21 protein-coding genes are annotated in these 22263 nt (G+C 64.8%); 13 read left to right on the forward strand and 8 right to left on the reverse strand.

Annotation, left to right across the window (positions count from 1 at the left end; translation table 11 throughout):
• Positions 1-118: 118 nt before the first annotated feature.
• Together D9R08_RS12320 and D9R08_RS12325 are read left to right on the forward strand one after the other, a co-directional pair.
• Positions 119-1405, forward strand: coding sequence for a lipoprotein-releasing ABC transporter permease subunit (locus tag D9R08_RS12320; protein WP_121898371.1), 1287 nt, complete (start codon positions 119-121; stop codon positions 1403-1405).
• Positions 1398-2093 (forward strand): ABC transporter ATP-binding protein, encoded by a 696-nt coding sequence (locus tag D9R08_RS12325; RefSeq protein ID WP_121898372.1) that lies wholly within the window; start codon positions 1398-1400, stop codon positions 2091-2093. Before D9R08_RS12320 ends, D9R08_RS12325 begins: the two co-directional genes overlap by 8 nt.
• Positions 2094-2126: 33 nt before the next feature.
• On the opposite strand, the gene D9R08_RS12330 is transcribed toward D9R08_RS12325, so the two are convergent.
• Together D9R08_RS12330 and D9R08_RS12335 are read right to left on the reverse strand one after the other, a co-directional pair.
• Positions 2127-3080 carry an alpha/beta hydrolase gene (locus D9R08_RS12330; protein ID WP_233557442.1) on the reverse strand — a complete coding sequence of 318 codons (954 nt, stop codon included), beginning with the start codon at positions 3078-3080 and terminating at the stop codon, positions 2127-2129.
• 1 nt (position 3081) lies between these two features.
• Positions 3082-3375, reverse strand: coding sequence for an SCP2 sterol-binding domain-containing protein (locus D9R08_RS12335; protein WP_121898373.1), 294 nt, complete (start codon positions 3373-3375; stop codon positions 3082-3084).
• Positions 3376-3501: 126 nt separating this feature from the next.
• Here D9R08_RS12335 and D9R08_RS12340 point away from each other — a divergent pair, with 126 nt between their 5' ends.
• The 6 genes from D9R08_RS12340 to D9R08_RS12365 all read left to right on the forward strand — a co-directional run bounded on the left by D9R08_RS12340 (position 3502) and on the right by D9R08_RS12365 (position 9116).
• Positions 3502-4011: a tetratricopeptide repeat protein gene (locus D9R08_RS12340; protein WP_233557443.1), complete on the forward strand. Its 510-nt coding sequence runs from the start codon at positions 3502-3504 to the stop codon at positions 4009-4011.
• Between the two features lie 52 nt (positions 4012-4063).
• Entirely contained in the window at positions 4064-7024 is a 2961-nt protein-coding gene (locus tag D9R08_RS12345) for a helicase-related protein (protein WP_121898375.1), read from the forward strand.
• On the forward strand, positions 7021-7386 hold the full coding sequence (locus D9R08_RS19255) for an RNA-binding S4 domain-containing protein (protein WP_199709355.1): 366 nt from the start codon (positions 7021-7023) through the stop codon (positions 7384-7386). Before D9R08_RS12345 ends, D9R08_RS19255 begins: the two co-directional genes overlap by 4 nt.
• 111 nt (positions 7387-7497) lie before the next feature.
• A complete protein-coding gene (gene fdxA, locus D9R08_RS12355) occupies positions 7498-7833 on the forward strand; it encodes a ferredoxin FdxA (RefSeq protein ID WP_121898376.1) in 336 nt (111 codons plus the stop codon).
• A 278-nt stretch (positions 7834-8111) separates the two neighbouring features.
• Entirely contained in the window at positions 8112-8627 is a 516-nt protein-coding gene (locus D9R08_RS12360; RefSeq protein WP_121898377.1) for a CarD family transcriptional regulator, read from the forward strand.
• 213 nt (positions 8628-8840) lie between these two features.
• Complete coding sequence (locus D9R08_RS12365) at positions 8841-9116, forward strand: glucose-6-phosphate isomerase (protein ID WP_227284115.1); 276 nt, start codon at positions 8841-8843, stop codon at positions 9114-9116.
• A 9-nt stretch (positions 9117-9125) separates the two neighbouring features.
• Here D9R08_RS12365 and cobS read toward each other — a convergent pair whose 3' ends face one another.
• Positions 9126-9881 (reverse strand): adenosylcobinamide-GDP ribazoletransferase, encoded by a 756-nt coding sequence (gene cobS / locus D9R08_RS12370; RefSeq protein ID WP_121898586.1) that lies wholly within the window; start codon positions 9879-9881, stop codon positions 9126-9128.
• A gap of 100 nt (positions 9882-9981) precedes the next feature.
• On the opposite strand from cobS, the gene cobT reads away from it, so the two are divergent.
• On the forward strand, positions 9982-11004 hold the full coding sequence (cobT, locus tag D9R08_RS12375; protein WP_121898378.1) for a nicotinate-nucleotide--dimethylbenzimidazole phosphoribosyltransferase: 1023 nt from the start codon (positions 9982-9984) through the stop codon (positions 11002-11004).
• Here cobT and D9R08_RS12380 read toward each other — a convergent pair.
• Positions 11001-12971: a monovalent cation:proton antiporter-2 (CPA2) family protein gene (locus D9R08_RS12380; RefSeq protein ID WP_121898379.1), complete on the reverse strand. Its 1971-nt coding sequence runs from the start codon at positions 12969-12971 to the stop codon at positions 11001-11003. The two genes, cobT and D9R08_RS12380, sit on opposite strands and share 4 nt — an antisense overlap.
• A 27-nt stretch (positions 12972-12998) precedes the next feature.
• Positions 12999-13454: an Lrp/AsnC family transcriptional regulator gene (locus D9R08_RS12385; RefSeq protein WP_121898380.1), complete on the reverse strand. Its 456-nt coding sequence runs from the start codon at positions 13452-13454 to the stop codon at positions 12999-13001.
• Positions 13455-13600: 146 nt separating this feature from the next.
• On the opposite strand from D9R08_RS12385, the gene hppD reads away from it, so the two are divergent.
• The 3 genes from hppD (at position 13601) to D9R08_RS12400 (ending at position 16191) form a co-directional block, all read left to right on the forward strand.
• On the forward strand, positions 13601-14698 hold the full coding sequence (gene hppD, locus D9R08_RS12390) for a 4-hydroxyphenylpyruvate dioxygenase (RefSeq protein WP_121898381.1): 1098 nt from the start codon (positions 13601-13603) through the stop codon (positions 14696-14698).
• Between the two features lie 165 nt (positions 14699-14863).
• A complete protein-coding gene (gene cobO, locus D9R08_RS12395) occupies positions 14864-15472 on the forward strand; it encodes a cob(I)yrinic acid a,c-diamide adenosyltransferase (RefSeq protein WP_121898382.1) in 609 nt (202 codons plus the stop codon).
• 32 nt (positions 15473-15504) lie between these two features.
• Positions 15505-16191, forward strand: a complete 687-nt coding sequence (locus tag D9R08_RS12400; protein ID WP_121898587.1) for a D-lyxose/D-mannose family sugar isomerase — start codon at positions 15505-15507, stop codon at positions 16189-16191.
• Here the strand turns inward: D9R08_RS12400 and purD are convergent.
• A complete protein-coding gene (gene purD / locus D9R08_RS12405; protein WP_121898383.1) occupies positions 16183-17448 on the reverse strand; it encodes a phosphoribosylamine--glycine ligase in 1266 nt (421 codons plus the stop codon). The two genes, D9R08_RS12400 and purD, sit on opposite strands and share 9 nt — an antisense overlap.
• Before the next feature lie 69 nt (positions 17449-17517).
• On the opposite strand from purD, the gene xseA reads away from it, so the two are divergent.
• On the forward strand, positions 17518-19095 hold the full coding sequence (xseA, locus tag D9R08_RS12410) for an exodeoxyribonuclease VII large subunit (RefSeq protein WP_121898384.1): 1578 nt from the start codon (positions 17518-17520) through the stop codon (positions 19093-19095).
• Between the two features lie 50 nt (positions 19096-19145).
• Here xseA and D9R08_RS12415 read toward each other — a convergent pair whose 3' ends face one another.
• Together D9R08_RS12415 and D9R08_RS12420 are read right to left on the reverse strand one after the other, a co-directional pair.
• Positions 19146-19820, reverse strand: coding sequence for a zinc metalloprotease (locus D9R08_RS12415; RefSeq protein WP_147450673.1), 675 nt, complete (start codon positions 19818-19820; stop codon positions 19146-19148).
• 189 nt (positions 19821-20009) lie between these two features.
• Entirely contained in the window at positions 20010-22259 is a 2250-nt protein-coding gene (locus tag D9R08_RS12420) for a xanthine dehydrogenase family protein molybdopterin-binding subunit (RefSeq protein ID WP_121898386.1), read from the reverse strand.
• Between the last annotated feature and the right edge of the window lie 4 nt (positions 22260-22263).

The following is a 22263-nucleotide window of genomic DNA, read 5'->3' on the forward strand; positions in this document are numbered from 1 at the left end:
ATTAAAAGCGACGCGGCTCTCACGTGCAAGTTGTATTGCAGGCGGCATGAACTCCGCTTGACCCCTGTCCCCAAAGCACCCAGTTTGCGCCAAAGAATAATGAGCAGGGGGAGCCAGTATGTCTGGCCGCACCAAACCGTTTTCGGGCTTCGAGTTCATGATCGCCTGGCGCTATCTGCGCGCGCGCCGCGCCGAGGGCGGGGTCAGCGTAATGACATGGATCAGCTTCATCGGCATCGCTCTGGCGGTGATGGCGCTGATTGCCACGCTCGCGGTCCGCTCCGGGTTCCGATATGAATTCGTCGGCACGATCCTTGGCGCAAATCCGCATATCTCGGTACTGAGCGCCGCCCGCCTTACCGAAAGCGGGCAGACCGTGCGCAGCCTGCCCGATTATGCCGAACTGGCCGAGCGCCTCTCGACGGTGGAGGGCGTGGTGCATGCCGCCCCGGTGGTGACGGGCCAGGTGATGGCCTCGGCGCAGGGACGCAATGCTGGTGTCGTGGTCAACGGCATCCATGCCCGCGATCTGGCGCAGGTGCCCCTGATTGCGGAGCCGGAGCGGTCCTGGGGCGATCTGGCCCGCTTCGATGACGGGATCGCGATCGGCTCGGGCGTGGCGCGCGAACTGGGCGTTACGGTCGGCGACCGCATCCGTCTGATCTCTCCGGACGGCGCTCGCACTGCGTTCGGCACCAGCCCCCGCGTATCCGCCTATGAGGTGACCTACATCTTTCAGGTGGGGCGCTACGATATCGACGCCACCCGCGTCTACATGCCCTTCGCTGAGGCGCAGATCTATTTCAACCGGGACGGGGTCGCCGACGAGATCGAGGTGATCGTGGAGGATCCCGATAACGTGAATCGTTATACCCTGCCGATCCTGCAGGCGGCGGGACGCGATGTCGTGCTGTGGACGTGGCAGGACAGTTCGGGCGCCTATCTGCAGGCGCTCCAGATGGAAGATAACATCATGTTCGTGATCCTTTCGATCCTCGTCCTGATCGCGACGATGAACATCGTTTCGGGCCTGATCATGCTGGTGAAGAACAAGAGCCACGATATCGGCATCCTGCGGACCGTGGGCTTGAGCGAGGGCTCGATCCTGCGGGTGTTTTTCATCTGCGGCTCCTCCGTCGGGCTGGCGGGCACGGTTGTGGGCGTGGCGCTCGGCTGCGCCTTCGCCATCTGGATCGATCCGATCTTCTCTTTCGTGAACTGGGTGGCGGGGGGCGGCGTCTGGGATCCGTCCGTGCGGCTTCTGTCGCAGTTGCCCGCCCGGCTGGAATGGGGCGACGTGGCGTCGGCGGTGACGCTGTCGCTGGGCCTGTCCTTCGTCGTCACCATCTTTCCGGCGCGTCGGGCGGCCCGGATGAACCCGGTAGAGGCGCTGAGATATGAGTGAGGCGGTGCTGCGGCTCGACGGGATAGAGAAGGGCTACAATCACGGAAAGCCGAATGAGATCCGCGTGTTGCGGGGCGCCTCCGTTCTGGTGCACCCGGGCGAGGTGGTGGCGCTGGTGGCGCCTTCGGGGGCCGGAAAATCGACCCTTCTGCATATTGCGGGGCTTCTCGACACGCCTGATGCGGGCGTGGTGGAGATCGGAGGGGTGGATCTGGGCCGGGCACCGGACCGGGCCCGAACCACGGCGCGGCGCGCCCAGATCGGGTTCATCTATCAGTTTCATCATCTGCTGCCCGAATTTACTGCGGCGGAGAACATCATCCTGCCGCAACTGGCCCATGGAATATCGCGCGGCGCGGCGGAGGCTCATGCGCAGGAGTTGCTGGAGAGCGTCGGCGTGGGGCCGCGCTCCGGGCACCGGCCCGCCGCAATGTCCGGAGGAGAGCAACAGCGGGTGGCGTTTTGCAGGGCGCTGGCGAACCGGCCCGCGCTGCTTCTAGCGGACGAGCCGACCGGCAATCTGGACCCGGAAACCTCCGAACGGGTGTTCGGCGCCTTGATGGGGCTTGTGCGGGGCAGGGGGCTTGCCGCGCTTATCGCCACCCACAACATGGAGCTTGCCGCCCGGATGGACCGGGTGTTGCGGCTCGACAATGGCGTTCTGGTGGATGCGGGCGTGACGACCTGAGCGTCGGAAAAGGCCAGTGCCGGCCCCGAGGCGTTACGACTTGCCCTCGAACCAGTCCGCGATCGAGGCAAGAATGCCGTCGCGCATGCTTGGTGCTTCCATCAGCACCTCATGCTCGGCGCCATCGATCACGTCCAGACGGCCGCCGGGCCAGCGCGCCATCCGCTCCTTGATCGCGGAGGGTTCCACGATCCGCTCCAGCGCGCCCAGGATGGTCAGGGCATCGACAGGCGGGGCGGGCATCGCCATCAGCGCATCGGTTTCGCGAAGGGCCGCGTTGACCCAACGGATCGACGGCCCGCCAAGGGCCAGATCCGGATGTTCTGCAACCTGCCGGGACATATAGTCGAAATTATTCCGGTCCGAGGTCAGTGGATTGCCGTCGAACACCATCGCCTCCGCCGGGCCGGTGGTGGGGGCGAAGCGCGTATCGAGGCCAAGCGGGCCGCTCAGTCCCATCACGATACCCGAGATCGAGCGCAGGAAGGGCGACATCTGGATGCCCCACATGGGAGCCGTGAAAACCGCCCTGTCCACCGGTATTCCATCATGGAGCGCCCTGAGCCCGATCGCTCCGCCCATGGAATGGCCGATCAGATACCAGGGCTTCGGCGGCGCGATCTGGTCAAGCACCTGACGCACGGCGGCCACGTCCTGACGATACTCGTCAAAGCTGACGACATGGCCCATGTCGCGCCGGTGCGCGGGCCGGTCCGCCAGACCCTGACCGCGCCAGTCGATGGCGACCATCCCGAAACCGCGGACGGCCATGTCACGGGCGAGACGTCCGTACTTCTCGATATATTCGGTGCGACCGGGGAACATCAGGATCGTGCCCTTGCTGCCCCCCGGCCAGTATCCCACCCTGATCCGGGTCCCGTCCTCCGCTGTGACCCACCAGGCCGAGGCTTCCTCCGGGCCGTCTGCCACATCGGCAAGATAGGGCGCGGGGTCGATCGATGGCGGGGTCGGGTCGGGTCGCATCATGTCAGCTGAGCGCACTGCCCAGGCGCATCGCGGTGCCCATGTCGCCATCGACCTTCAGCCGTCCGCCCATGAAGGCTGCGGTGGGGTTCAGATCACCCGACAGGATATCCTGAAATGTGCCGGTATCCGCGGTCATCGTCACATCGGCTTCGGCGCCGTCGTCGGTAGCGCGTACCCCGGCGCCGTCGACCATCACCGCACCTTCGCCTTCGATCACGAATTTGGCGCTGCCGTCGAAACCGTCGCCGATTTTCGCGCTCAGGGCCGCCACCGCTCCATCGATTACACTGCTCATCCGAATTCTCCTTCCAGTCGATCACGCGGCTTTGTTCTGGAACCCGCGCGTCATAGTGCTAATGTTGGATGCAGAATGAGAGTATTTCGCATCATACACAACACTCTCCTTGCGGCAGTTTTGGCCATGTCGGCGGGAACCGGCGCGGCCCTTGCCCAGTCCGAGCGTCTGGACGAGTTGTTCGACCGTCTGCAGATGCCCGATCTGAGCAACTGGGAGATTGTCGAAGACGAGATCTATCAGCGCTGGTCGATCTCCGGCTCGGCTTCTGCGGATTATCTGCTGATGCGGGGACGCGAGGCGCTGGAAGCCGGAGATCTGGATGCGGCGCTCGACCATCTGACTGCCCTGACCGATCATGCGCCGGATTTCGCCGAAGGATGGAATGCGCGGGCCACCGCCTATTACCGCCTCAACCTTTACGGCCCTTCCATCGCGGATGTGCAGCGGGTTCTGGCGCTGAACCCGCGCCATTTCGGGGCGCTGACCGGTCTTGGCATGATGCTGGAGGAGATGGGCGAGCTAGAGGCAGCGCTGGTCGCATTCGAAACCGCGCAATCTATACATCCGCATCGTCCGGACATATCTCAGGCCGTGGATCGGTTGAACCGGATGCTGGGGGGCGAGACCCTCTGAACTTCAGATAAAAGGCCGAAAGGGGCCGCCCCGTTCCGGGCGGTCAGGCAGGATGGCAAGCAGTATCTCGGGCCAGGGGCGCATCGCCGCCGTTCTGGGCCCCACAAATACCGGCAAGACCCATTACGCGATCGAGCGGATGCTTGCGCACCGGACAGGGGTGATCGGCCTGCCGCTGAGGCTGCTTGCGCGGGAGGTCTACGACAAGATCGTCGCGCTGCGCGGGCCATCGGTGGTGGCGCTGGTTACGGGCGAGGAGCGGATCGTGCCGCCACGGACGCAATACTGGGTCTGTACGGTGGAGGCGATGCCGCAAGGCAACGGCACCGACTTTCTGGCAATCGACGAGATCCAGCTTTGCGCCGATCCCGAGCGCGGGCATGTTTTCACAGACCGGCTGTTGCATGCGCGCGGGATGCACGAGACGCTGTTTCTGGGCGCGGACACGATGCGGGCGGCGATCGCGGCCCTCGTGCCCGGCGTCCAGTTCATGCGGCGGGAACGGTTTTCCGAGCTGACCTATACCGGGTCGAAGAAGATCAGCCGGACGGCGCCGCGATCCGCCATCGTCGGATTCTCGGTTGAAAACGTCTATGCCATCGCCGAGCTTCTGCGGCGGACCAAGGGAGGCGCTGCCGTTGTCATGGGGGCGCTCAGCCCGCGTACCCGGAATGCGCAGGTCGAGCTGTACCAGAACGGCGACGTCGATGTGCTCGTGGCGACGGACGCCATCGGCATGGGGCTCAATCTCGATATCCGGCACGTGGCCTTTTCGGGCCTGCGCAAGTTCGACGGCCGCAGGATGCGGGAGTTGATGCCGAACGAACTGGCGCAGATCGCGGGGCGCGCCGGGCGTTATACCGAACCGGGCACCTTCGGCGTGACGGGCGAGGCGGGGGCGATCAGCGAGCCGGTCGTCGAGGCGATCAGCAACCACCGTTTCGCCCCGGTGCGCAAACTCCAATGGCGCAACTCCCGGCTGGAGTTTGGCACCGTCCAGCGGCTGATCGGCTCGCTGGAGGAACGGACCGAGGATGAATGGCTCGCGCGCGCGCGCCCGGCAAATGACCTGATGGCGCTGAAGGCGATTTCCGGCCAACCCGACGTGGCCGCGCGGATCGACGGCGCGCGGGACGTGAAGCTTCTTTGGGATGTCTGCCGCATCCCCGATTTCCGGGGGATCAGTCATGCCGAGCATGCCAGCCTTCTGGCCGGTATCTTCGACCATCTTCATGACCTTGGGCGGGTGCCGGATGACTGGCTGGCGCGTCAGGTCAAAAGAATTGATCGAACCGAAGGCGACATTGACGCGTTATCGAAACGGTTGGCGTATATCCGCACATGGACCTATGTGGCGCAGCGGAAGGGCTGGGTTGACGATGAATCCCATTGGCGAGACGCCACCCGTGCCGTAGAAGACCGCCTGTCGGATGCTCTGCACGAGCGGCTGACGCAAAGATTTGTCGACCGGCGCACCTCTGTGCTGATGCGCCGGTTGAAACAGAAGGAGAGCCTTGTGGCCGAGGTGAATGACAAGGGTGAGGTGACCGTGGAGGGCCAGTTTGTGGGCCGTCTGGAAGGGTTCCGGTTCCGTCAGGATGCATCCGCAACCGCCGATGAGGCGAAGACCCTGCAGCAGGCGGCGGTGGCCGCATTGCGCCCGGAATTCCACTTGCGTGCAGACCGCTTCTACAACGCGCCCGAGACCGAGTTCGACTATACCGAACAAGGCGGGCTGATGTGGGGCGATCAGGCCGTGGGCAAGCTGGTGGCCGGCCCCGATGCACTGAAACCCGTGGCCGAGGCCTTCGTGGATGACGAGGCCGGGCCGGAGGTGATGCAGAAGGTGCAAAGGCGCCTGCAGCATTTCGTCGACCGCAAGGTGGCCGCTCTGTTCGAGCCGCTTCTCGCGATGTCGAAGGACGAGGCGCTGACCGGTCTGTCCCGCGGTTTCGCTTTCCGCATGGTCGAGGCGCTTGGGGTGCTGCCCCGGGCCGATGTGGCCGACGACGTGAAGGCGCTTGATCAGGATGCGCGCGCGCTCTTGCGCAAGCACGGCATCCGGTTCGGGCAGTTCACGATCTTCCAGCAGATGCTGCTGAAGCCCGCGCCCACGCGGCTGCGACTTGTACTATGGGGGTTGGCGAAAGGGCTGCCGGAGTTTCCCGAGAGCCCGCCGCCCGGGCTGGTGACGATCCCCGCAAACGCCGATATGCCCGATGGCTATTATACGATGTCGGGTTACCGGCCCGCGGGGGCACGCGCGATCAGGATCGACATGCTGGAGCGGCTGGCCGACATGCTGCGCCAGCAGGATACGCGCGGCGGGTTCGAGGCGACACCGGACATGCTGTCGATCACCGGCATGACGCTGGAGCAGTTCGCCGATCTGATGGGCGGCCTCGGCTACAAGGCCGAACGTGGCGAGCGCGCGAAAGTCAAACCCGCGCCAGTGCCCGCGCCCCAGCCGGAACCGGCAGCGACCGACGCGGCGGAGACGATGGACGAAGAGTTGACCGGTGTGGCCCCGCCGACCGGTTTGGAAGGCGCGGATACGCCCGACCCTGCACCGGTGGAGGTACCGGGCGACACACCCGGCGAAGGAACCCCGGACACGCCGCAGGAAACGCCTGTGGAACAGCCGCCAGAAACGCCGCCCATGCCGCCGCAGGAAGTGCCCGCCGAGACCCCGCCGCCCGAAACCGAAGCCAGCCGCGATGCGCCTGCGACCGACGCCGCGACCGCCGATGCCGCTCCCGAGATGGAGGTATTCTATACCTTTGCCTGGGCTCCGCGCCGCCGCGCCAACCCGCAGGGGCAACGCCGTGGCGAGGGCGGTGCCGGCAAGCCGCCGCGCGGCAAGAAGGGCAAGCCGCCGGGCAAGCCCGGTGGAAAGCCGCGGGGCAGCACCAAACCGCAGAGCTTTTCCGCAAGGCCCGAGCGCAAGAAAGACCGGATCGACCCGGACAATCCCTTTGCCCAGGCTCTGGCGGGCCTCAAGGACAAGTCCTGACCGAGCCGGTCAAAGGCAGGCTGGACAAGTGGCTCTGGCAGGCGCGGTTCTTCAAGACCCGTGGCCTGTCGACCAAGGCGGTGTCCGCCGGGCAGGTGCGGGTCAACGGCGAAAAGGTGCAGAAAAAGGCCATGTCCGTGGGCCCCGGCGATGTGCTCACCTTTCCGCAGGGGCGCATGATCCGCGTGGTGCGGATCAGGGCGCTTGCCACACGGCGCGGCCCGGCCAGCGAGGCGCAGGCGCTCTATGACGATCTGACGCCGCCGGCCGAACCCGTTGCCGCCCGGGTCGGGGCGCGGCCCACGAAAAAGGCGCGCCGGGACATGGATGCGTTGCGCGGCGACGGGTCTGATAGTCTGTAATGCAGGTGTCAGGTAGGATTGACACATAACGCCACGACTAGGCCAGAGCCGTCTTGCAACTTCGCTCCGGCTTGCGTAGCTAATATCTGATCGAGACAGTCGAGTTTGCCCATGACCTATGTCGTCACCGACAATTGCATCGCCTGCAAATACACCGATTGCGTGGAGGTTTGCCCCGTGGATTGCTTCTACGAGGGCGAGAATATGCTGGTGATTCACCCTGACGAGTGCATCGATTGCGGCGTCTGCGAACCGGAATGTCCCGCCGATGCGATCCGCCCGGATACCGAACCCGATATGGAGACATGGGTGGAGTTCAACCGCAAATGGTCCGAGGCCTGGCCGGTGATCATCACAAAGAAGGATCAGCTTCCTACAGCCGAAGAAATGGACGGCAAGCCCAACAAGATGGAGCTGTTTTCGGAAGCCCCCGGCGAGGGTGGTTGACTGATTCGCTGCGGCGGCGCAGGGTGAGACCTGTCCGAACCGTGTTGCAGCGCAGCAAAACCCCGTGAAAACAGGGTATTTCGCGTCTGTGATCGTCACGGATTTTGAACCGGCCGTATTTTGTGCTATATATCTGTTACAAATATGGTGATGACACGTTCAGCAGGTGTGCCAGCCTGCCATGACAAATCAGGACATAAGAGCTCCGGCTGTGGGAAGGCAGACTTTCCGCGGTTGTTTTTGTCGCCTGATCGCAAGGGTCCGAAAGGAAGAATTATATGAGTAAAGCACGCAAGTCGCAGGATTTCAGCCCGAACGAATACGTGGTCTATCCGGCCCACGGGGTTGGGCAGATCGTGTCGATCGAAGAACAGGAAATCGCAGGGCTTGTACTTGAGCTGTTCGTGATCTCCTTCGAGAAGGACAAGATGACCCTGCGCGTCCCGACCGCAAAGGCGACCGAGGTCGGTATGCGGTCGCTTTCCAGCCCCGACGTGGTCACCAAGGCGCTGGACACGCTGAAGGGCAAGGCCAGGGTCAAGCGCGCCATGTGGTCCCGCCGCGCGCAGGAATATGAGCAGAAGATCAATTCCGGCGATCTGATTGCGATCGCGGAGGTGGTGCGCGACCTGCACCGCGCCGATGACCAGCGCGAACAGAGCTATTCCGAGCGTCAGCTTTACGAAGCGGCCCTTGAGCGGCTGACCCGTGAACTGGCGGCGGTGAACGGTATGGATGAGACAGGCGCTCAGAAGCGCGTGGACGATGTTCTGGCTGCCCGCGCCGCGGCCTGATAAATATTGAAAATCAAATGTTTGGCCTGCCGCATGACGTTGCGGCGGGCTTCTTTTCGCTTGCCGCGTGGCAGGAAAACGCCGATCATCGCGCAGGTGCAATATGCCACTCGCCTCGCTTTCGCAGGTGGGAGATGATTGAACCTGCTTGAGGGGTGGTTCGACCCATTGGTGTACCGGGGCTCGAACCCTCGAAATTGGAGAGGACATGTCATGTCGAAACTGTTTATAAGCGCCATTCTGGCCAGCACCTTCGCGCTTGCGGGCTGCCAGCTGAGCAATCAGGACCGCGCCAATCTGGGCCTTCTGGGCGGCGCTGCTGGCGGGGTTCTGCTGGCCGATGCGCTGGATGCCAACCCCGAAATGACCATCGTGGCCGGTGTGGCCGGTGCCGCCGCGGGCACGATGATCGCGCGCAGCACGCAGCAGAACCGCTGCGCCTATGCCACCGGTGACGGCCGGAGCGTCTACTACGCTGCCTGCCCGTAAAACGCCGGCCTAGATCAGGGCGGTCACGATGACCGTCAGGGCGGCGATCTCGGCCAGTTGCTGGCTGGCCCCCAGGACGTCGCCCGTCTGACCGCCGATCCTGGCCCGTGCCAAGAGGCCCAGCCCTGCGGTCACCGCATAAGCCATAATCAAGGCCATCGCCCCGGCCCAACCGGCAAGGGCGATGGCGATCACCCCGGCAATGGCTGCGGCCAGAGCGGCGGTCCGTGCCGCCGGGCGCCCGACGCTTTGCGACAGGCCGTCTTTGCGCGCCGGGCGCAGCATGGCCATCAACGCCACCATCGGGGCCCGGCTGATCACCGCCGCCGTGATGAGCGCGACCGGCCCCGCCACCGCCGCCACGCCAATCAGCGACCAGCGCGCCAGAAGGCCAAGGCCCAGGGCCAGCACACCATATGTGCCGATCCGGCTGTCGCGCATGATCTCCAGCCGGCGCTCCACGGTCCAGCCCCCCCAGAACCCGTCAGCCGTATCGGCCAGACCGTCTTCGTGAAGCGCGCCGCTGGCGAGGATCATGATCGCCAGCGCAAGGGCAGCGGAAATGCCGGGCGGCAGACCCAGCCATCCGCCGACCCAGAGAACGAGCGCGCCGAACCCGCCGAGAACGAGCCCCGCCAGCGGCCAGGCCCATGCCGCCTGCGCACCGCGGGCCGGATCGTCCCCGCGCGCCGGCAATGGCAGCCGCGTCAGCAGGACCATGGCGATCCGGAGATCGGCAGGGTGAACAAGACGTTGATCGGTCATATCACCATCGGGCATCCGGTGGGCCTTTCTGTCGCGTGGCGCTTGGGCAAGGCTGCGATAAACACGAAACACAGGCCCTCCGCAATGAAAGACGCACCAGATGACCGATACCCCCGAGACTCAGGCCGCCCTGCGCGAGATGCTGGACCGCGCCCCCGAGCCCGATGCGGATGCGATCGCCGCCGCCCGGGCGCGCAATGGCCAGTTGACCAAACCCCCCGGCGCTCTTGGCCGGCTGGAGGAGCTGGCAATCTGGTACGCGGGCTGGCGCGCCGACCCGCGCCCGCGGATCGCAAAGCCGCAGGCGCTGGTCTTTGCGGGCAATCACGGAGTGGTGGCGCGCGGTGTCAGCGCCTTTCCCGCCGAGGTGACCGTCCAGATGGTGGCCAATTTCGAGGCCGGTGGCGCCGCGATCAACCAGCTTTGCAAGGCCGCGGGCGCCGATCTCAGCGTGCATGCCATCGATCTTGACCGGCCCACCGCCGATTTCACCCAAGGCCCCGCCATGAGTGAAGCCGACCTGATGGAGGCCATCGCGATCGGCTGGGAGGCGGTCGATCCCGGCGCGGATCTGCTGATCACAGGCGAAATGGGGATCGGCAACACCACATCGGCCGCGGCCATCGCACATGCGCTTTTCGGCGGCACGGCAGGGGACTGGACGGGGCGGGGCACCGGCGTTGACGATGCGGGGCTGGCCCTGAAAACCACGGTCGTGGCGGAGGCTCTTGTGGCAAATCCGACAGCTGCGAGCGACCCGCTGGAGGCGCTTCGCTGTCTGGGCGGGCGTGAACTGGCGGCGATGGCGGGGGCCATCGCGCACGCGCGGGTATTGCGCATTCCCGTCGTTCTGGACGGGTTCATCTGCACGGCCGCCGCCGCCACCCTGGACCGGGCGGTGCCGGGAGCGCTGGATCATGCGGTGGCGGGCCATTTATCGGCCGAGCATGCCCATGCCCCGATGCTGGCCGCGCTTGGCAAGACGCCGATCCTGTCGCTTGACATGCGCCTGGGCGAGGGGACCGGGGCCGCGCTGGCGATCCAGATCCTGAAAGGTGCGCTTGTCTGCCATTCGGGCATGGCCAGCTTTGCCGAGGCGGGTGTGGCCGCCGGCCAACCCTAGCTCTCGCCGGTGGCCGGGGTCGATCCGGTGCTGCGCGCCATGACGCCCTTCAGCGCTCCGGCATCGCTGCGGGTGTGGCGCGCGCCGGTCTGGGGCGGCTCGCCCGGTCCGCCCTCGTCCAACTGGCTGACCAGGGCAGCTTCCAGATTGTTGTTCAACTCGCGCGCACGCTCCATATAGGCGGCGTTCTGCGCCACCGGCACGCCGGGGCGCCAGACATCGGCCAGCGCGCGCAGGTTCTGCCGGTCGTGGCGGTAAAAGGCGGTTTCAAGCTCGTGGGCTTCGTAATCGGTCAGCCCCATATCCTCCAGCACGTAACGCCCGGCGCGCAGCGAACTGTCGAACATCTCGCGCACGATATGGTCGGCGCCCGCGTTGTAAAGCTCGTAGACATGGAGCCGGTCATGGGCCCTCGCGGTGATCGCGATATCGGGCCGCAGGCGGCGCGCATAGGCAACCAGACGGACGGCAGCCTGTTTGTCATCCACCGCCACGACCAGCACCTTGGCCTCGTCCAGACCCGCTGCATGGAGCAGTTCCGGACGCGTCGGATCGCCGAAAAAGCCGCGAAACCCGAACTGCCGCATCAGCCGGATCATCGCCAGATCATTGTCCAGCACCACGGTCTTGAACCCCGAGGCTTGCACCATCCGGTTCACGACCTGCCCGAATCGGCCGATGCCCGCGATGATGATTGGGGCCTGCGCGTCGATCTTGTCCGGCTCGGGGGCGTCGTCGCCGCCATCGCCCATACGGTGGCTCAGAACCTCGTAGAGGATGAAGAAAAGCGGCGTCAGCAGCATCGAAAGCGCGACGACCAACAGCAGCATCTCGCCAATCTGGACTGGCAGAACCGATTGCTGAAGCGAGAAGGAGATCAGCACGAAGCCGAACTCGCCCGCCTGCGCAAGGCCAAGGGTGAAAAGCCAGAGGTTGCGCCCCCTGAGCCTGAAGGCCAGCCCGATGCCGTAGAGAAGCAGGCCCTTGATCACCATGATCGCCAGCGTCAGGCCGACCACCGCGAAGAGATTGGCCCAAAGCACGCTGAAATTGATGCCTGCACCGACGGTGATGAAGAAAAGCCCCAGAAGCAGGCCCTTGAAGGGCTCGATATCGGCCTCAAGCTCGTGCCGGAATTCCGAGTTGGCCAGAACGACGCCGGCAACGAAGGCGCCAAGCGCGGGTGACAGGCCGACGAGTATCATCAGGAAGGCGATGCCCACCACGATGACGAGGGCCACTGCCGTATACATTTCCCGCAGGCGGGCCATGTGGATGAAGCGGAACAGCGGCTGTGACAGGTAGTACCCGGCCAGGATGACGGCGGCGACCGCGCCAAGCGTGACGAGCGTCACCCCCCAGGCCGGCAGACCTTCGACCAGCGACATGGTGTGAAGAGCCTCGTCCTCCCCCCCGCGCTGGATTGAGCCATCCTCGTCGAAGCTGACCAGGCCCTGAACAGCAAGAAGTGGTAAAAGCGCCAGCATCGGGATCACCGCGATATCCTGCGTCAGCAGGACCGAGAATGCCGAGCGCCCGCCGCCCGTTTGCATCAGCCCCTTTTCGTTGAGCGTTTGCAGCACGATCGCGGTCGAGGACAGGGCCAGGATCATGCCGATCGCCAGCGATGTCTGCCAGCCGAAGCCAAGAAGCGACGCCCCGGCCGCAAGGGCCGTGGTGCTCAGCACGACCTGTGCGCCGCCAAGGCCGATCAGCTTCTTGCGCATCTCCCACAGCCCGCGGGGGTCCAGCTCCAGCCCGATCAGAAACAGCATCAGAACCACGCCGAACTCCGCGAAATGCTGCAGGTCTTCCGTTTCGGCGCCGACGAGCCCCAGAACCGGACCGATGATGATACCGGCCAGAAGATATCCCAGCACCGACCCCATTCCGAACCGCACAGAAAGCGGAACCGCGACGACCATCGCGCCGAGATAGATAGTGGCCTGTAGCAGGAAATCGTCCATGAGAGGGCGTCCTTTGGATGGCGGCCTCTACAGAGGCAGCGGGGCATCGGGTTTCATCTGGTCCATGACGATCTGGGATTGCACGCGAGCGACAGAGGGGTGCGGCAAGAGTATCCCGTGAATGATCTGGTGCAAGGCTTGCAGATCCGCACACCAGATCCGGAGCAGGTAATCGGCCTCTCCGGTCAGGGTGAAGGCGGCGGTGATCGCATCCTGTGCGCGGACGAGCCGGGCGAAGCTGTCGTCATTGTCCCGGCTGTGGGCCGCCATCTGGACCTGAACGAAGGCCTGCACGCCCAGACCCACGCGGTCTGCATCGATGATGGCGCGGGCCCCGGTGATGAACCCGGCCGCCTCCAGCCGCTGACGTCGCCGCCCGGCCTGGCTTGCAGACAGGTTCAGAACCTCGCCCAGTTCCTGCGCGGTGAGGGTGGCGTTTTGCTGAAGCGCCTTCAGCAGCCGCCGGTCTGTCTGGTCCAGCATGCGTTGTTTCCGCACTTTTACGCTATTACTTGCGAGAATCTCGCAAATATATATGTCTATGTCTAGAAAAACGCGCAGATTTTGCAGATTCTCCGGTCTATTATCGGTGCAGCGAACAGAGTCTCACCAACCGAGGAGGAAACCAGATGGGTCCGTTCCCCCATGACGCCCCCCGTGCAACCATCACCGCGGAGAACCCAGCCGGCACCGACGGGTTCGAGTTCGTCGAGTTTGCCCATCCCGATCCGGACGTGTTGCGCACCCTCTTCGCCAAGATGGGCTATATCCACACCGCGACGCACAAGACCAAGGCTGTCGAGCTTTGGCAGCAGGGCGATATCACTTATGTGCTGAATGCCGAGCCTGACAGTTTCGCCAGCCGCTTCGTCGACACGCATGGGCCCTGCGCCCCCTCCATGGCGTGGCGGGTGGTGGATGCGGATCACGCGCTGAAACACGCGCTGTCCAAGGGTGCCGAGGAGTATACCGGGCCCGACAAGACCATGGATGTACCCGCGATCATCGGGATCGGCGGCAGCCTGATCTATCTGGTGGACCAGTATTACGACACCAGCCCCTACAACACGGAGTTCAACTGGGTCCATGATGCGCATCCCGAGGGCGTGGGCTTCTACTATCTCGATCACCTCACCCATAACGTCCACAAGGGCAACATGGATGTCTGGTTCGATTTCTATGGCCGCATCTTCAATTTCAGGGAGATCCGCTTCTTCGATATCGAAGGCAAGTTTACCGGGCTGCTCAGCCGGGCGCTGACCTCGCCCTGCGGCCGCATCCGCATTCCGATCAACGAGGATCGGGGGGAAAAGGGTCAGATCGTCGAGTATCTCAAGCGATATAATGGCGAAGGCATCCAGCACATCGCCGTCGGCGCGCGCGATATCTACAGCGCAACCGACCGGATCGCCGAAAACGGGATCAAGTTCATGCCCGCGCCGCCGCCGGCGTATTACGAGTTGAGCAAGGAGCGGGTCGTCGGCCATGAGGAGCCGCTGGACCGGATGAAGAAACACGGCATCCTGATCGATGGCGAAGGCGTGGTCGACGGCGGCGAGACGCGGATCTTGTTGCAGATATTCTCGAAAACCGTGATTGGGCCGATCTTCTTCGAGTTCATCGAGCGCAAGGGAGATGACGGTTTCGGCGAGGGCAACTTCAAGGCCCTGTTCGAGAGCATCGAGGCCGATCAGATCGCTCGCGGCGTCCTCGACAACGCCTCCTGAGCGAAACCGAGCCGTGCCTCGCGGCGCGTCAAGAGACGGCGGGCCGCCGATCGGATTGCCCGCGCCGTCTTGCGGCATCGGCCACGCGCCAGCCATGGACATGCCGTCCTTGCCAACCGGGTCTGGCTGGGCGATCTAGGCGTTCTGACATTCAGGAGACGCCCGATGGACGACCTCACCGCCCGCCACAACGAAAAGATGCGCAAGATCAAGGCTGCCCGCGACAAGCTGATGGCGACCAAGACGGAGCAGAAGGGTCTGATCATCGTTCATACGGGCGCGGGCAAGGGCAAGTCCTCCTCCGGCTTCGGCATGATCATGCGCTGTATTGGGCATGGTATACCCTGCGCGGTGGTTCAGTTCATCAAGGGAACCTGGATCACCGGCGAAAAGGAGCTGTTGCGGACGCGCTTTGCCGAGGAATGCACCTTTGTCGTGTCGGGCGAAGGATTTACCTGGGAGACCCAGGACCGGGATCGCGACGTGGCCGCGGCGCAGGCAGGATGGGCGCGGGCAAAGGAACTGATCCTCGATCCCGAAATCCGGTTCGTCCTGCTCGACGAGATCAACATCGCGCTGCGCTATGACTACCTGGACATTGACGAGGTGGTCGACTTTTTGCTGACCCGGAAACCGCAGATGACCCATGTGGTCCTGACCGGTCGCAACGCCAAGCCCGAACTGATCGAGGCCGCCGATCTTGTGACGGAGATGACGCTTGTCAAACACCCGTTCAAGGACGGTGTGGTGGCGCAAAAAGGCGTCGAATTTTGAAACCGCCACTGGCATCGGAGGAAAAAGGCAAGATGAAGCGTTCCGAGATCAACGAGATCATGGCGGAGGCGGATGCGTTCATCCGGTCGTTTGGATTCGTCCTGCCGCCCTTCGCCTTTTGGACGCCCGAGGAGATGCAGGCCAACCGCACACGCATCGGCGGTATTATATCGGGGCGCATGGGCTGGGATATCACCGATTATGGGCAAGGCCGGTTTGACGAGCTGGGACTGTTTCTCTTCACGCTGCGCAATGGCCGGCTTGCCGATCTGCAGGCGGGCGGCGGCATGTGCTACGCGGAAAAGCTCCTGATTTCGAGGAAAGACCAGATCAGCCCGATGCACCGCCACTATCTGAAGGCCGAAGACATCATCAACCGCGGCGGCGCGCCCTTGGCAATCGAGCTTTACGGCTCCGCCGCGGACGGCTCCTTCGATGAAAGTGCGGGCGGCACCGTGCTCTGTGACGGTATCGAAAGACCGTTCAGGCCCGGGGAGATCCTGCTGTTCGAGCCCGGCCAGAGCGTGACGCTGATGCCCGGCGACTGGCACGCGTTCTGGGGCGAGGGGGGCGATGTGCTGATCGGCGAGGTCTCCACCGTGAACAACGACGACGCCGACAACTGGTTCCGGGAGCCGGTCGGACGTTTCGCCGAGATCGAAGAGGATACCGCCCCGACCCACCTGCTGGTGTCGGACTACAAGGCCTGGCTATCCTAGCGCGCGCCAGCCGATATCGGAGCGCGCGAACCCTTCCGGCCAGTCGATCCGGTCAATCATCCCATAGGCCTTGTCGCGCGCCTCTTGCAGCGTGGCGCCCCGGGCGGTCACGTTCAGCACACGGCCCCCCGCCGCCTGAAAGCAGCCTTCCGCCCGGGTCGTGCCGGCGTGAAAGACCATCTGGAAACTGTCTTCGGGGAGGTCGTCCAGCCCCTTGATCACGCTTCCCTTTTTGTAAGGTCCGGGATAGCCCCTGGCCGCCATGACAACCGTCATCGCATGGTCGTCGGCCCAGTTCACCCGCATCTCGGCCAGCCGATCCTCGGCGCAGGCCAGCATCAGGTCCAGCGCCTGCGCGCCAAGGCGCATCATCAGCACCTGACATTCCGGATCCCCGAAGCGCACGTTGTACTCCACCAGCCGGGATACGCCATCCTTGATCATCAGCCCGGCATAGAGCACCCCGCGATAGGGCGTTCCCCGTCTGGCCATCTCGTCGATGGTGGGCTGGATAATCTGGGCCATTGCCCGTGACGCCACCTCCTCGCTCAGCACCGGCGCGGGCGAATAGGCCCCCATCCCGCCGGTGTTCGGGCCCGCGTCTCCGTCGAAGGCGCGCTTGTGGTCCTGCGCCGTGCCGATGGGCAGGGCGGTCTTCCCGTCGGAGAGCACGAAGAACGAGGCTTCCTCCCCGTCCATGAACTCTTCGATCACCACCTCCGCGCCGGCGCCGCCGAAGGCCCCGCCGAACATGTCGTCGACCGCAGTCAGCGCGGTCGCCTCGTCCATTGCGACGATCACGCCCTTGCCCGCGGCCAGGCCGTCGGCTTTGATGACGATCGGGGCTCCCTGCGCCTCGATATGCGCCTTGGCGGCAGCCGCGGTGTCGAAGCGCGCCCAGGAGGCGGTGGGGGCGCCGGCGACATCGCAGATCTCCTTGGTGAAGGTCTTGGAGGCCTCCAGCCGGGCTGCCGCCTGCGAAGGTCCGAAGGTCAGAATGCCGGCATCGGCCAGTGCATCCGCTACGCCGGCCGCCAGCGGCCCCTCGGGCCCGACGATGACGAAATCAATTGCCTCGTCACAGGCGAAATCGGTCACGGCGGCCGGGTTTTCTATATCCAGATCGGCGCATTGCGCGATCAGGGCGATCCCTGCATTGCCCGGGGCCACGATCAGCTTGTCACATTTCGGGTTCTGCAGAACCGCCCAGGCCAGGGCGTGTTCGCGCCCGCCGCCGCCGAGGATCAGAATGTTCATGGGCCTGCCTCCTTGGCCTTGGATCACAGGCGTTCTAAGCTTGCGCAACCCCAAGGGCAAGGCGGGCAGATGAACGACCTGATCGATGATGACGACACCACGGGCAATGCGCCGGAATTCACCGTTTCGGAGATTTCGGGTGCGGTCAAACGCACCGTCGAGGGCGCGTTTTCCCATGTTCGCGTGCGCGGCGAGGTGGGGCGGCTGTCACGCCCCCGGTCGGGGCATATCTATCTGGATCTGAAGGATGATCGCAGCGTTCTGGCCGGTGTGATCTGGAAAGGCGTGTCGGCCCGGTTGGCGCATCAGCCCGAAGAGGGGATGGAGGTCATCGCGACCGGGCGGATCACCACCTTTCCCGGACAGTCGAAGTACCAGCTTGTGATCGAGGATATCCGGCCGGCCGGCGTCGGTGCGCTGATGGCGATGCTGGAGAAACGCCGCGCGGCGCTGGCCGCGGAGGGGCTGTTCGACGCTGCGCGGAAACAGCCGCTGCCCTATCTGCCGGATGTGATCGGCGTCGTCACCTCGCCCTCGGGGGCGGTGATCCGAGATATTCTGCACCGGCTGCGGGATCGGTTCCCCCGCAAGGTCCTGATCTGGCCCGTCGCCGTGCAGGGCGAGAAATGCGCCCCCGAAGTTTCCAATGCGATCGAAGGGTTCAATCGGCTGACACCCGAAGGTGCGGTGCCGCGCCCGGACCTGATCATTGTCGCCCGTGGCGGAGGCAGCCTTGAAGATCTGTGGGGGTTCAACGAGGAATCGGTCGTGCGCGCGGCCGCCGAAAGCATGATACCCCTGATTTCGGCCGTCGGGCACGAGACCGACACCACGCTGATCGATTTTGCCGCCGACAAGCGCGCGCCCACACCTACCGCGGCGGCGGAGATGGCGGTTCCGGTCCGGCTGGAACTGCTGAGCTGGGTGGAGGGGCAGGGGGGCCGCTTATCGCGGGGCGTGACGCAGGCGATTGCCACGCGAAAGCAACGGCTCGGCGATCTGGGACGCGGTTTGCCACGAGTCGAGGCCCTGTTGGAGACGCCGCGGCAACGGCTGGACCGGGCGGTGGTGCGACTGGGCCCGGCGCTGCGAAACGCAACGCAGACACGGCGGCTTGCGGCGGATCGACTGGGCGGGCGATTGGCCCCAGCACTGGAAAAGGCGCTCAATGTCAAGCGGATGGAGGCCGGTCGCGTGGGCGCGGGGCTGGCTCCCGGCCGGCTGGCGGCGGGGCTGCGAACCCGGCGCTCGGAGTTTTCCGGACTTCTGCGCCGCTTGCAGCCTGCGCGTCTGGCTGAGCGGGTGCAGTTGGCCACAGATCGATTCAGCGAGATGGCGCAACGATTTGCGCGTGTCTCGGAAAGTTCGGTCCGGTCCCGGCGTGAGCGGTTGGAGGCGCTGGAACGGTTGCACCAGACCCTTGGCTATACTGAAACGCTGCGCCGGGGATACGCGGTTGTGCGAGACGGCAAAAACCTCGTGACCAGCCGATCCGCCGCGGCGAGGGCCGCGCATCTGGAAATCGAGTTTGCCGATGGGCGGCTCGATGTGCGGCCTGGTGGCGGCGGGGCCCGGAAACCGGCCTCGAAACGAAGCGCCGGAACCGCGCCGAAAGCCGGGCAGGGCAGCCTGTTCGACGAGGAGTAGGGTACAGAAAATCCGGAAGGCGGCCTTTTGGGAACCTGTTGGCGGGTATCTCAGCCCTCGCGCAGGCCGAGCGCGCGACGCAGATGCAGCATCCGCCAATGTCCGGAAAACCCCGGGACGATCAGCAATGTGAGGCCCAGAAAGATATAGCCGAGCAGCATCGCGGGCAGCCAAATGGCGCCGCAGACCAGCCCGATTGCGCCTGCGATCCTATCCGCCGCGATCTGTGGCATCACGCGGCTCAGCGCCAGATGTATCAGCGCGCCGCCGGGAAGCGGACGCATCGGAACGAGGCTGAGAATGGCGAGGCAGAGATTGAGCGTCGCAAACACCTCCACCGTCCAGATCAGAGCCTCCCCCCGCAGCAGCGGAAGCGCGAGTGACGCCAGCGCCCAGAAGGTCAGGTTGGTCAACGGCCCCATCGCCAGAATTGTCATCCGGTGACCGGGGTCGGCGGCGTCCGTATCGCAAAGGCTGAGGCCCGCCGAAAGTGCGACCTGGCGCACCTGAATGCGGTGCAGCCGCGCCACTACGGCCTGCCCCAGCCCGTGCAGGTACAGGGCCAGCATCAGCAGTGTGAAGGCGATCAGTTCGGCCACCACATCCCACGCGGTGCTGTTGTAATGGATCAGGATGGCGGCCAGAAACAGCGTGCTGAGGTGAACCTGAACCGGAATGCCGAAAAGGCCGCGAAAGCGAAACAGGGCTGGATCATTCGGGATCATCTTGTGCGCCTTCGGCTTGGTCGGACGTGTTTTCCAGGCAAGCTGACGGCGGTTTGTGGCAAATTTCGAGCGGTGATGCGGTGCATTTGAGACAGCACCGCCCGCCATGGCACGCCGCGAGAATGCGCCGCGAAAGTCATGCGTCTTCAGCGCGATAGTCGCTGCGTGGCGGGCGGCGCGGCCCAGGGGTCAGAGGATGAAATCGAACCGCCGGTTGAGCGGCAGGTCGCGGATCCGTTCGCCCGTCAGATCATAGATGGCATTGGCCAGAGCGGCCATGGAAGGCGGGGTGGAGGGCTCCCCAACACCACCCAGATGGGGTTGGGTTTCTAGGATGCGGACCTCTGTCTGGGGCACCTGATGTATCCGCAGCGCGTCGTAATCGGGGAAGTTGAACTGCTCGACCTCCCCGCCGGCAAAGCTGATCTCGCCCATTACCGCCGCCGACAGGCCGTAGATGAGGCCCGAGATCATCTGCTGTTCGATAATGCCCGGGTCCAGTGCCGTGCCCACATCGCAGGCGATCCAGGCGCGATCCATGGAAATGGCGCCGTCCCGGTCGCTGACCTCCATCGCGATGGCGACGGGTGTGTGGAAGGAATAGGTCATCGCCACGCCGCGCCCGATCCCTGCCGGGGTCTCGCCAGACCAGTTGGCCATATCGGCCACCGCTTCCAGCACGCCCGCTGTCGGGGCGTGTTCGCCGCGGGCAAGGTCGAGACGAAAGGCCAGCGGGTCGCGGCCTGCGGCATGGGCCATCTCGTCGATGAAGCTTTCCATGAAGAAGCCGTTGAACGAATTGCCGACGGATCGCCAGAAGCCGATGGGTACGGCCAGATCGGCCAGATGACCCTGCACGCGGTAATTCGGGATGCCGTAAGGCTGGTTGAACATGCCCTCCACATGGCCCTTGTCGGGTCCGGGGGGCGTGAAACCCGCGACGCGGTTCAGCGACTGCCGGGTCACCGACGGGGCCGCGACGCGCCCGTCCAGCGTGTGAGCGAACCCCTGCCGGATCACCCCGTGCATGCGGGCCGCGGCGGCGGGCCGGTAGAAATCATGGCGCATGTCCTCGTCACGCGACCAGATGGTTTTCACCGGCGTGCCGGGCATCTCGGCGGCGATGCGGGCGGCGAGAACGGCGAAATCGGTCTCTCCCCGCCGTCCGAACCCGCCACCCAGGAATGTGACGTGGCAGGTGGCCTGCGCGGCGTCGAGCCCCACGGCCTCGGCGGCTTTCTGTTCCGCCAGAACCGGCGCCTGCGTCCCGCACCAAAGCTCCAGCGCGTCGCCGGTATAAAGGGCGACCGCATTCATCGGCTCCATCGTGGAATGGGCAAGCCATGGCACGGTGTATTCCGCTTCCAGCACGATATCGGCGGCGTCCGGGGCCTCATCCGCGTCGCCATCGTTGCGGAGGGTCGAGTTGGGGTTGTTGTCCAGCGCGGCGCGGATGATCTCCATCATCTCGGCGCTGCTTTCCGGGTATGGCGCGGGGCCCCATTCTATCTCCACGGCCTCGGCGGCCTGCATCGCAAGCCATGTGTTGCTGGCCACGACCGCGATCCCGGTGCCCAGATCGATGATGCGTTCGACACCGGGCATCGCTTCGGCGGCGCTGGCATCGAAGTGCCGCATCTCCCCGCCAAGCCGGGGAGACATCCGCAACGTGGCGTGTTTCATGCCCGGTAGCCGGATATCGGCGCCGAAGGTCGCGGTGCCGGTGGATTTGGCCACCACATCGGTGCGCGGCATGCTCTGCCCGAGATATCGCCAACTGTCTTGCGAACGAAGCTCGATGCCGCGGGTGACCGGGTCGATCCGGGCGGCGGCCTCGGCCAGATCGGCATAGGGGATCGGGGTGCCGTCGGGCGGGATCACGGCACCGGCCTCGGTGCGCAGATCGGCGCGGCTGAGACCAAGGCGATCTGCGGCGGCCTGTTTCAGCGTTTCCCGGGCGGAGGCCCCGGCAAGGCGCATTTTCTCATAGGCATCCAGCATCGAGGTGGAGCCGCCGGTGACCTGAAGCGCGGCCATTTTTGGCACGACTGTCATCGCCTCGATCATCATCTCCTGAAAGCCGGAGCGCTCGTAATCGTTGATCGGCAGGCCATGGGACATCAAACCGCCATTGTAATAGGCCTGATCGGGCGGGCCGTGCGCCACGCGAATATCCTCCCAGGTCACATCCAGCTCTTCGGCAACCAGAGCGGCGAGGGTTGTATAGACGCCCTGACCCATCTCGGCGCGCGGCGTGATGATGGTCACCCCGTCCTGATCGATCAGCACATAAGGCGTGATCGGGTTCTGGCCTTCGCCGTGGGGAAGCGGGTTGGGCAATGCCCGGGCATATTGGTAATAGCCGAAGGCGACCCCGCCCGCGATCGCGGCGGTGCCCAGCAGAAAGGTGCGGCGGGCGATTGTTCCGAAACGGCTCATCTGT

The sequence above is a fragment of the Rhodophyticola porphyridii genome (assembly GCF_003688285.1).
GTDB lineage: Bacteria > Pseudomonadota > Alphaproteobacteria > Rhodobacterales > Rhodobacteraceae > Rhodophyticola > Rhodophyticola porphyridii.